Source organism: Rhodococcus wratislaviensis (assembly GCF_041228765.1).
Classification (GTDB): Bacteria; Actinomycetota; Actinomycetes; order Mycobacteriales; family Mycobacteriaceae; genus Rhodococcus_F; species Rhodococcus_F wratislaviensis.
Genome location: NZ_CP150488.1, coordinates 1,758,182 through 1,767,794, shown reverse-complemented (window position 1 = coordinate 1,767,794; position 9,613 = coordinate 1,758,182). Strand labels below are relative to the sequence as shown.

The window sequence follows — 9,613 nt, the reverse complement described above, 5'->3', positions numbered from 1 at the left end:
TAACAACATCTTCAGGTGGCCGCACCGACTGATCACCCACCGCCGAGGCCGACCACTCCGATCATCAAGGGCAGGAAGACGATGATCAGAATCGCGCCGACGATGTCGAAGGTGATACCGCTTCGGATCATCGTGGTGATCCGGACGGCTCCGGAGCCGTAGACCACGGCGTTCTGCGGCGTCGAGACCGGCAGCATGAAGCCGAACGATGCGGCGAACGTGGCCGCGAGCGCAGGCACGAAGGGGTTGACGCCGGCCGCCACCGCCACCGGGATCACGATCGGCACCACGACCGCCGCCGATGCCGTGTTGCTCGTCGTCTCCGACACGGCGATGGCCAACAGCACCGCGAAGATCGTGATGGCGACGACGCTCGTCAGGCCCAGCGAGTCCGCGACGGATGTGCCGATCGTCTCGGCGAGTCCGGTGTCGGCGAGCAGTGCGCCGAAGATGATGCCGCTGCCGAACAGCACGATCGTGCCCCAGTCGATCTCTGCTGCGTCCCGCCAGGTCAGCGTGAATTCCCGATTCTCCCAGTCGGTCGGCAGAAGGTAGAGCAACGCCGCCCCGAAGACCGCGACCATGCCCTCGTCGAGTCGGTCGCTGATCGTGGCGTAGAGGTCCGAGTCGTTGCCGGCGATCACCGCGACGACGCCGGGCAGGATCCACAGCGTCACCGTGACTCCGAACGCGATGAGCGTGTTCTTCTCGGCACGCGACAGCGGACCCATTTCTGCGCGCTGTTCCGCCAGGTAGTCGGCGACGCCTTCGATGCGCCGGATCTCGGGCTTGTTGAGGCGCAGGAGGATGATGGCGAGCGCGATGAACATCAGCAGGCAGATCGGGATGGCCATCACCATCCACTGCCCGAAGCTGATCCGCTCCCCGGTGGCCTCCTCGATGAGCCCGCGTCCGATGAGGTTGGGTGGGCTCCCCACCGGCGTCAGCAAGCCGCCCACGCTGGCGCTGTACGCGAGCATCAGCATGATCGCGGCCCCCACCCGTAGGCGCAGCGGGTCGAAGTCCGGGGCGACGACGCCGCGGTGCTGCATGACCTTCGCGATGACGCCGAGAATTCCCAGTGCCGTGGGCAGCAGCATGGCCACGGTCGCGGTGTTCGATACGAACGCCGAGAGCCCGCACGTGATCGCGCCGAACGCGACGATCACGCCGGTGGTGGACTGGCCGACACGCGGCAGGGTCAGGATCCGAAACGCGAACCGCCGCGCCACGCCGTGCTTGAGCATCGCCTGGGCGAGGATGAACGCTCCGATGAACGTGAAGATCGTCGACGACCCGAACGCGGCGAGGACCTCGTCGGCCGGCGCCACCCCCAGAAATACGACGATCGCCACCCCGAGCAGCCCGGCGATCGGGATCGGCACCGCCTCGGTCACCCACAGCACGATGACGCCGAGCAGTACGCCGGCCAACGTCTGCTGGTTGGGCGGTATGTCGATCGGCAGGGCGAGGAAGCCGATCGTGATCAGCGGCGCGAGAAACAGCCCGATCGTGCGGCGGCCCTTCTCGAACCGCTCCTCGGCGGGTGAGAGCTGCTGTTCGCCGAGGCTGCGATAGGTGGTGTGCCCGAGCAGCGCCTTGTCGACGTCGGTGCGGTCGCCGTGGTTCTCGGCTGTCATGGTCCCTCCCCTGCGACACGGATCGGTACGGGAGTAGTACCCAGCAACGAACGTCCTAGTCGTTGCGACAGCATGTTTTCTCGCGGATGGGCACGAACGACGCCTAGGCCGTCACCTTGTTTCTGGGAACGATCAGCACCGGCACCGGTGCGTGACGCAGGATCTTCGAGGCTGCCGAGCCGAGGAATACGTGGGCCGCGGGTCCGGCTGCGCCCGACCCGAGCGCCAGCATGTCGCCGGCTTCCCAGGAGACGGCCTCCACCGCTTCGCGCCAGTCGTGGCCGCTGCCGACCACGACGTCTACGTCGGGTACCGGGATTCGGGCGCGAACTACGTTGAGCTGCTTGATGATGTCGTCGCGCGTCCGGCGCGCCCACTGTTGGACCACGAGGTCCTCCGTCGATCGCTCGATTGCGCCACCGAACATCGTCATCGGCCGCACCGTGAACGACACGATCCGCAGTTGCACCGGCCACTGCCTGGCCAGTTCGGCGGTGGCAGCAACGAGCCCGTTGACATCGGCCTCGCCTCCGTATGCGACGGTGATCCGGCGGATCGACTCGGGCACCGGCGGGTAGCCGCGCGGAGCGATCGCGACGGGCACCGCCGCGGTATGGACCAGCCGTTCGGTGACGCTGCCCAGCGTCACCCTGCCCAGCAACCCGGACGACGACGACCCGACCACGACGAAACGCGCGTCGTGGTCGGCAACGAGTTCGATCAAACCTGTTGGAATGGAATCGGATTGGTAGACGAGGCGGGGAATGTCCAGGCCCCCGGGCAGCTGGCCGACCACCCTGTCCAGTGCGTGCGAAGCCTGCTCGGTGACGTAGCCCAGGTATTCGCGTTCGATGGGGTCGTCTTTCGCAGGCCACGGCCGTTCCACGATCGCCGCGGCCACAACCTTGTCGCCGGTCCAGCGTGATATCTGCACCGCCAGGTTGAGGGGCGCGGTCCCCTGACGGCTCGAGCTGAAGCCGGCGATGATCGTCATCGGGGGGATCCCTCTGCGGCGACCGGGGTGACGACGACGTGTGTCACCGGCACAGAGTGCTCGGCGCGGGCGCGGTCCACGACGTCGAAGCGGTGCCACACCGACTCTTCGGGTGGCAGTGTCGAGATGACGATCTGATCCGGACGGAACGAGTCGACGGCCGCGGCCAGGGCCCGCAGCGGCCGGTAGTCGCCCAACTCACCGTCGGCTTCGAGGTTCTCCGCGCGGAGGGTCGCCAGCGTGTCGTCCAGCCGTTGCTGTGCGACCTCTCGGGTGGCTTCCGCGACGTCGAGTGGACCGTGGGTGGCGGCAGTTCCAGTCTCGATCGGGCTGGCCGGCACGACCACGAAGTAGGTGGCATCCCGATCCGCGTCGATGCGACGAAGCTCGTCGAGCATTTCCTTGGACTGGACGGTCTGGTTCGCCAGCACCAGCACACGGTGAGGTCGTGTCGTCGCCGCGACGCCTTCCACGACCGGCCGCCGACCCACGAACCACTTGTTGGCGAGGAACAGCAGGATGACGACTGCCCACGACACCAGACTCAACACCAGTTGCGACCGCACGTCGTCTTGCAGGCCCATCTGCACCAGGATCGCCACGATCGCGGCCGCGGTGATGATCGACAACACCGGGAACAGCCACATCTTGACCCGTAGCTCCGAGTCCGGGGTGCGGTACCGCAACACGATCTGGGAGACGGCGATGAGCAGGTACACGAACAGGATGACCGCACCGCTGGAGTTCAGCAGGAAGACGAAGACGGTGTCGGGTGAGACTGCCGCGGCGATGACACACAGAAAACCGACCACCGAGGAGGCGAGAATCGCGATGGCAGGCACCCCGCGACGGGTCACCCGGACCAGCTGCGCGGGCGCCTCCCGGCGAGCAGCGAGCACGAACAACATGCGGGATGCGGTGTACATGCCCGAGTTGAGACAGCTCAGCACCGCCGTCAACACCACGGCGTTCATGATGTGGTCGGCGTACGGAATACCCATTTCGGTGAACGCGGCGACGAAGGGGGACGCGGCCGCATCCTCGTCGTTCCACGGCAGGATCGTCGCCAGCAGGAACGTCGAGCCGACGAAGAACACGGCGATTCGCACGATCACCGAGTTGGCGGCCTTGGTCACCGCCCGCTCCGGATCCGACGACTCCGCAGCGGCGATCGTCGCGATTTCGGCGCCGACCATGGAAAAGATCACCGTGACCACACCGACGGTAATGGCCATGGCGCCGAACGGAAGGAACCCGTCATGGCTCCACAGGTTGGAGAAATCGAGTGATTTGGACGGCCACAAGCCGAGCACGAACAATGTGCCCAGCCCGATGAACACCACGATCGCGGCCACCTTGATCCCGGCGAACCAGAATTCGAACTCGCCGAAGGACGAGACGGAGAACAGATTCGTCGCCGTCATCAAGATCATCAGAACCAACGCCGCCAACCACAGCGGGACGTCGATCCAGTACTGGATGATCGTCGCACCGGCGATCGCCTCGAAACCGACGACGATCACCCAGAAGTACCAGTACAACCAGCCCACGGAGAAGCCGGCCCAGTTGCCCAACGCGGCGCGGGCATAATCGGCGAACGATCCGGTCGACGGATTGGCCACCGCCATCTCGGCCAGCATCCGCATGACCATGATGATCAGGACCCCGGCAAGCCCATAGGTAATGAAGGCCCCCGGCCCGGTGTCGCCGATGACCACACCCGAGCCGACGAACAGGCCCGCGCCGATCACCCCGCCGATCGCAATCATCGTCAGCTGCCGCTGGCTCAGCGCCTTCTTCAATGTGGGTGTTGCGCTCATGACGTCCCTCCGATACTCGACGCACCGGCTACTCGCTCTCTTGGCGAGACCGGCTGTCGGATTCCGTGGGATGTACTCGGCTGGGCACGCGACCAGAGGGAATGAGCCGCAAGGCTTACGTCTCAATCGTAAGCCGCACCGTCCGTCCACCGAGCGGGATCGGGCAGCTGGATCCGGTGCGCGCTGCGCGTGAGTGCGCCGGAACTTCCGCCCCGGGCAGGCGACAGCGCCCCCCGAAGTGCGCACAATAGAAGGGTGCAACCGGCGCGCCCTCTCCACGGAACGAGGTAGAGCGGCCGCAGAAGGAGTTCACGATGAATTCGAAGAAGACCGTGGCGGCAGCCGTGATCGCCGGTGCGCTGGGCTTCAGCGCACTTGGGCTCGGCACCGGCACGGCAAATGCTGATCCACGGCCACCGCCGATTCCCGGTATCTCGGTACCCGACGTGGTTCCACCGCCCGGACAGCTGGGGCAGCTGCCGTTCATCCCACCGCCGGGCCAGTTGGGACAGCTTCCGTTCGTGCCGCCCCCCGGCCACTGGGACAAGCCGTGGAAATGGCTTCGTTGAGCCGAGTCGGGTGTGCGCGGGCTTGACCAACTCAGACCGACTTGCCGCGCAGTCGATCAGCGGGCGAGGGCCTAATGGCGCGTCGTGGTGCCGTCCGCGTGGTTTCAGCCTGCCGTGCAGGGTGAGTACGTCGAGGTGGGCGCTGATCTCCATGACGGCGGACAGCCGGTGCTCGGGTGGCGTTCGTCGAGTTGCCGCCTTCGGTGAGTCCTTCGCATCGATTTCGCCACGTGGTAGGCCGTGGTCGCGCCGGCTGCGATGTGCTCACACGCTTCGTCGAGCCGCTCACGGTGGTGGTGGAGAAGTTCGTCGACTCGATCGCGGGTGCTGGCGGTGACGGGGGCCGTGAGAAGGCAGCAGTGCGGTGTCGGGAGACCTCGAACGAGTTCGAGGGAGCGGAGATAGGAACGCAACGGATTCGGTTCGGGTGCCCACTCGAAACCGATCGACGGCGTGATCCGCGGCAGAATATGGTCACCCGAGAACAGAATTCGGGTGTCGGTGTGTCGGAAGACGACGTGCCCTCGGGTGTGTCCCGGGGTGGCGATCACCTCGAGCGCCCCGTTGCGTGACGGAATCACGTCACCGTGGTCAGGCCAGCCGTCCGGTCGGCCGTGGGCGATGTCGGCCCCTTCCCCGGCTTCCTCATTTCGGGCGATACGCTCAGCGAGTTTTGTTGCCCCGCACCGTGTGAGCAACCGCGGATGATTCGGAAACCGTCCCACATCGGTCAGGAAACTGTCGATACTGTGGCTCTCTTCTCGGCCCGCGAACAGTGTGCAGCCCTGCGTCGTCCGCCACGCGAATGCCTGCGAGTAGTGATCTCCGTGGTGGTGTGTTGCCAGGCAGACCGTGATGTCGTCGAGTCGGTGGCCGAGTTGCCGTAGCGCGGCGCTATGGCCTGCTCGGTTTCCGGGCCGACCCAGCCGGGATCGATGACGAGCAGGCCGTCGGCACCCTCGAGCGCGTAGTAATTGACCGCAACCGGCCCGTCCAAGGGGAGGGGCAGGGGAATGCGGTGTACGCCCGGGGCGACGAATTGAGCACCGGGTTCGGTCCAGTCCTGCGGTTGCTGCATGGTGGGCACCGTGGTTGTCTCCTGTGGAACGTGGCCGGTTCGTTATGTCAGGCGTCGGCGAGGTGCTTGGTGAAGAACTCCGTCAGCTTTACCAACGCGGGGTGATGTACTCGTCCTTGTCGTAGAGGTCGACGTGGGTCGCGCCCTCGATCGTGAAGAGCTCGGCGGTCTCGCCGGCGTTCTTCACGGCCCGCTGGCTGTCGGGCAGTGTGACCGCTTGCGTGCCTGCGATCATCAGCAGCGGCCGTGGCGCGATCTTGGCGGCGTCGGCAAAGGAGTCGAACTGGTCGAGTTGGTCAGCGCTGCGCGCCACCCACTTGTTGGTCGCGCGCGGGTGATGGCCGCGTGGAGTTTTGTAGTAGTCGAAGAACTCCCGAACGGGACCGGGGGTGGAATCGTCGACAGAGTCCGGCAGCGCGTCCACGAGGGTCGCGGCCTTGCCTGCCGCTTCCTCGCTGCGCAGGCGGCCGGCCTGCTCGACCATCTTCGCGAAGCCGTCGGGGTCGCCGCCTCGGAAGAAGCCCGGCACGTCGGTTCCGCTGACGGCGGCCACGGCCTTCATCCGGTGGTCCGTCTGCGCGGCGTAGGGGGCGTAGCAGCCCGACCCGCAGATGCCGAGTATGCCGATCCGTTCGGGATCGACGTCGTCGCGGGTGGTCAGGTACGACACGGCGTTGCGGAAGTCCTCGGCCCGCTGAAACGGGTCTTCAAGGCCGTGTGGTTCGCCCTCGCTCTCACCCTGGTAGGCCGCGTCGAACGTCAGAGTGATGAAGCCCTCTTCCGTGAGGCGCGGGGCGTAAAGCGCCGGCGACTGCTCCTTCACCGCGGTCGTCTGGTGCCCAACCACAATGGCAGGTAGCCGTGCCGAGGTCGGGTGGTCGGGGGTGTAGAGGTGTCCTGCAAGCATCATGCCGCTGCTCGGGAACCGCACATCGGTCTTCATGGATTCGTTCTCCTTCGGCGAGTTGGATGTGGGTGCTCACTCGGTGTGAGTGTTACCCCTCTGATGGATGTGCGGAATCGGATGGGGAATCTTCTGGCCCGTGGGAATGCCGTCCAGGGTGTCGGTATTCCCGGAGACGATCTCGACGAGATACCCGTCGGGATCGGCGACCATGCAGATGTTCACGGCGCCCAGACTCAGCGGCTCGACCGCCAGGTCGAACCCGGCGTCGCGAATCTCCTTGCGGGCGGCGTCGATATCGTCGACATTCACCACCAGCGGAGCCCACCCGGGTGAGGCGGAAGGAACGGGCATGACGTCGCCGTGCAGGAGTACGAGACCCCTTGTTCCCGTTGCATCTTCGAGTAATGCCTCGGTCACGTCCGGATCGGCGAACTCGAGCCGTACCGCTTCCTTCAGGCCGAAGACGCTATAGAACGCGAGGGATCGATCGAGGTCGCTGACGACGAGTTTGAAATTGGTGATCTGTGCGCGCATGTGAGCACCTCCGTGTGAGTGACAAGTCCGATAGAGGGAGATGGGATGGGGTGTGGCGCCACCGCGCCGGGCACCCCATCCCATTTTCAGAGTGCCGTGGCGTCAGCCGGGCTTCTTGGCTGTAGTTCGCCGCTGCCGAGTGGCCTCGACGTCGACGTGGAGGCCCTCGGGGTCGAAGTGCGGGTCGCCGGTGATCACGACGCCGAAGTCGCGTTCGGCACCGGCGATGGTGACGTAGCCGTCGCGGACGTCGAGTTTGACGCGTTCGGGGTCGCGCTCGAGCGGGTCACCCCACCCACCGCCGCCGTTGGTCAGGTATCGCCAGGTCGCTCCGGGTTTCGTGGTCCAGATCGGGGTCTGCCCGAAGTAGAAATAGGAGCCGTCCACGTCGGGGACCTGCGTCTGCGGGTTCAGTGTGCCGGCGACGGCGACGGAATCGGTGTAGACGGAGTCGTCGGAGTCGACCAGGATGCCGGTGCCGCTGGTCGGCGCTCCGTCCTGGCCGAAGATCCACACTCCGCCGAGGGCGCCATCATGGCCGCCGTGCACGCCGATTCCGCTGGGCCGGCGGAACCGCAGCGGCATCGTCTGGTGCTGGGCCGCCTGGGTGTACTGGATGTCGCGGGCGATCGCGGCGCCGCCTCGGTTCAGGCCGGCTCCGGCCGTGTCGGGGATGTATTCGCGGCGCATGATCCGCAGCGGGAAGTCGACTTCGAGTGACTCGGTGGAGGGCGACATGATGTTGAGCAGGTAGTTGCAGGAGCAGCTGTCGCCGTCCCCCACCTGCGATGCACCCCAGGGTCCGTTCTCCCCTCCGGCCATCGCCGAGCAGAACCAGGGTGTGCCGTCCGGTCCGACGCCGTTGGCGTTGTGGACGTTGGTCGAGCCGAAGTCGCCGCCGATCGCGTTGGCACCCAGCACCGGCTCCAGCGCCCGGAGGAGCACCGTGAAGATCACCGCCTCGATTTCCCAGTAGCAGAAGATCGCACCGTCGGGCGGCAGGGCGCTGGTGATCGTTCCCGGGGGGATGACGAGGTCGATGTCCCGGAAGGTGCCGGAGGTGAAATCGCTGCCCGGTGCGAGCAGCATCTTCAATCCGACGCCGATCGCGGACTTGGCGTCGAGTGCGCCGGCGTTGATGGAGGTGCGGGCCTGCCTCGAGGAGCCACTGAAGTCGACTTCGACCTTCGTCCCGCGTTTGCGCAGCGCTACCTTGATCACGTACTCCTCGTCGGCGTCGACGCCGTCGGCGTCCACGGACCCAGCGCCCTCGTAGTCTCCGTCGGGGATCGAGGCGATGGCGTGGCGCATGCTCTCCGCGGAGGCGTCGCAGGCGTAGCGCAGGCTGCCGAGATAGGCCTCGATGCCGTAGCGTTCGATGGTTTCGTGGATCAGCTGCTCCCCCAACGTGCAGCAGCCCTGAATGGTCTTGAAGTCCGGCAGCAGGAGCTCGGGCATGCGCACGTTGTCGAAGATCATCGAGAACGTCTCCCGCACCGGTTCGCCCGCGTGATACAGCAGGCGCGGGCTGATCACGAGGCCGTTCTCGTAGACGTTGCGTTTGGTGCCGGAGAACCCTCCGGGTACGTCGCCGCCGATGTCGAGCTGGTGGGCGCGCAGCACCATGAACCCGGCGATCTTCTCGTCGTGGAACACCGGCCGGATGAAGCAGACGTCGTTCGGGTGGTTACCCATTCGGTACACGTCGTTGCAGATCAGCAGGTCCCCGGGTACGAGCCGCTCGGGTCCGTACTCCTCGACTGCCACCCGCACACCGTCGGACATGGTGCCGAGGAACACGGACAGGCCGCTGGTGACCGCGCTCATCGTGTAATCCTGCTCCGGCGGGGCACAGATGCAGGCTGCGAAGTCGTACGACAGCGCGATGATCGGAGAGAAGGCGCGGTGCAGGAGGCCAGTGACGACGTGCTGCACCGAGTAGCTCAGCCGGTTGGAGAGCACGGTCGCCGTGAAGCGGTCGCAGTCGTAGAGTTCCCGGAATTGCGCGTCGGTGAGGTCACGGAGCAGGATGTCGGCGCCGGCGACCGGGGCAGGGATCGTGGTGGTCATG

9 protein-coding genes are annotated in these 9,613 nt (G+C 66.1%); 1 reads left to right on the top strand and 8 read right to left on the bottom strand.

What is annotated here, in order from left to right; translation table 11 throughout:
* Positions 1–32 precede the first annotated feature (32 nt).
* From WKC72_RS07895 to WKC72_RS07885, 3 genes are all read right to left on the bottom strand, one after another.
* On the bottom strand, positions 33–1,640 hold the full coding sequence (locus WKC72_RS07895; RefSeq protein WP_370182236.1) for a DASS family sodium-coupled anion symporter: 1,608 nt from the start codon (positions 1,638–1,640) through the stop codon (positions 33–35).
* Positions 1,641–1,743: 103 nt separating this feature from the next.
* Positions 1,744–2,634, bottom strand: coding sequence for a universal stress protein (locus WKC72_RS07890; protein WP_037229861.1), 891 nt, complete (start codon positions 2,632–2,634; stop codon positions 1,744–1,746).
* Positions 2,631–4,454: an amino acid permease gene (locus tag WKC72_RS07885; protein WP_037229862.1), complete on the bottom strand. Its 1,824-nt coding sequence runs from the start codon at positions 4,452–4,454 to the stop codon at positions 2,631–2,633. The genes WKC72_RS07890 and WKC72_RS07885 overlap by 4 nt, the downstream gene beginning before the upstream one ends.
* 314 nt (positions 4,455–4,768) lie before the next feature.
* Between WKC72_RS07885 and WKC72_RS07880 the strand changes: the two genes are divergently transcribed.
* The gene (locus WKC72_RS07880) at positions 4,769–5,023 is read left to right on the top strand and encodes a hypothetical protein (protein WP_370182235.1); all 255 of its coding nucleotides are present in this window, start codon (positions 4,769–4,771) and stop codon (positions 5,021–5,023) included.
* Positions 5,024–5,127: 104 nt separating this feature from the next.
* Here the strand turns inward: WKC72_RS07880 and WKC72_RS07875 are convergent, their stop codons facing one another.
* The 5 genes from WKC72_RS07875 to WKC72_RS07855 form a co-directional block, all read right to left on the bottom strand.
* Entirely contained in the window at positions 5,128–5,868 is a 741-nt protein-coding gene (locus WKC72_RS07875) for an MBL fold metallo-hydrolase (RefSeq protein ID WP_370184284.1), read from the bottom strand.
* Positions 5,754–6,110: a hypothetical protein gene (locus WKC72_RS07870; RefSeq protein ID WP_370182234.1), complete on the bottom strand. Its 357-nt coding sequence runs from the start codon at positions 6,108–6,110 to the stop codon at positions 5,754–5,756. Before WKC72_RS07870 ends, WKC72_RS07875 begins: the two co-directional genes overlap by 115 nt.
* Before the next feature lie 79 nt (positions 6,111–6,189).
* Positions 6,190–7,044, bottom strand: a complete 855-nt coding sequence (locus WKC72_RS07865; RefSeq protein WP_370182233.1) for an alpha/beta hydrolase — start codon at positions 7,042–7,044, stop codon at positions 6,190–6,192.
* A gap of 36 nt (positions 7,045–7,080) precedes the next feature.
* Positions 7,081–7,542 (bottom strand): VOC family protein, encoded by a 462-nt coding sequence (locus WKC72_RS07860; protein ID WP_158461310.1) that lies wholly within the window; start codon positions 7,540–7,542, stop codon positions 7,081–7,083.
* A 102-nt stretch (positions 7,543–7,644) separates the two neighbouring features.
* Positions 7,645–9,612 (bottom strand): hydantoinase B/oxoprolinase family protein, encoded by a 1,968-nt coding sequence (locus tag WKC72_RS07855; protein WP_370182232.1) that lies wholly within the window; start codon positions 9,610–9,612, stop codon positions 7,645–7,647.
* Between the last annotated feature and the right edge of the window lies 1 nt (position 9,613).

What these genes read in the sequence shown, in the direction of transcription:
- WKC72_RS07895 (WP_370182236.1), bottom strand. Translation starts at nt 1,640, where the DNA reads ATGACAGCCGAGAACCACGGCGACCGCACCGACGTCGACAAGGCGCTG.
- WKC72_RS07890 (WP_037229861.1), bottom strand. Translation starts at nt 2,634, where the DNA reads ATGACGATCATCGCCGGCTTCAGCTCGAGCCGTCAGGGGACCGCGCCC.
- WKC72_RS07885 (WP_037229862.1), bottom strand. Translation starts at nt 4,454, where the DNA reads ATGAGCGCAACACCCACATTGAAGAAGGCGCTGAGCCAGCGGCAGCTG.
- WKC72_RS07880 (WP_370182235.1), top strand. Translation starts at nt 4,769, where the DNA reads ATGAATTCGAAGAAGACCGTGGCGGCAGCCGTGATCGCCGGTGCGCTG.
- WKC72_RS07865 (WP_370182233.1), bottom strand. Translation starts at nt 7,044, where the DNA reads ATGAAGACCGATGTGCGGTTCCCGAGCAGCGGCATGATGCTTGCAGGA.
- WKC72_RS07860 (WP_158461310.1), bottom strand. Translation starts at nt 7,542, where the DNA reads ATGCGCGCACAGATCACCAATTTCAAACTCGTCGTCAGCGACCTCGAT.
- WKC72_RS07855 (WP_370182232.1), bottom strand. Translation starts at nt 9,612, where the DNA reads ATGACCACCACGATCCCTGCCCCGGTCGCCGGCGCCGACATCCTGCTC.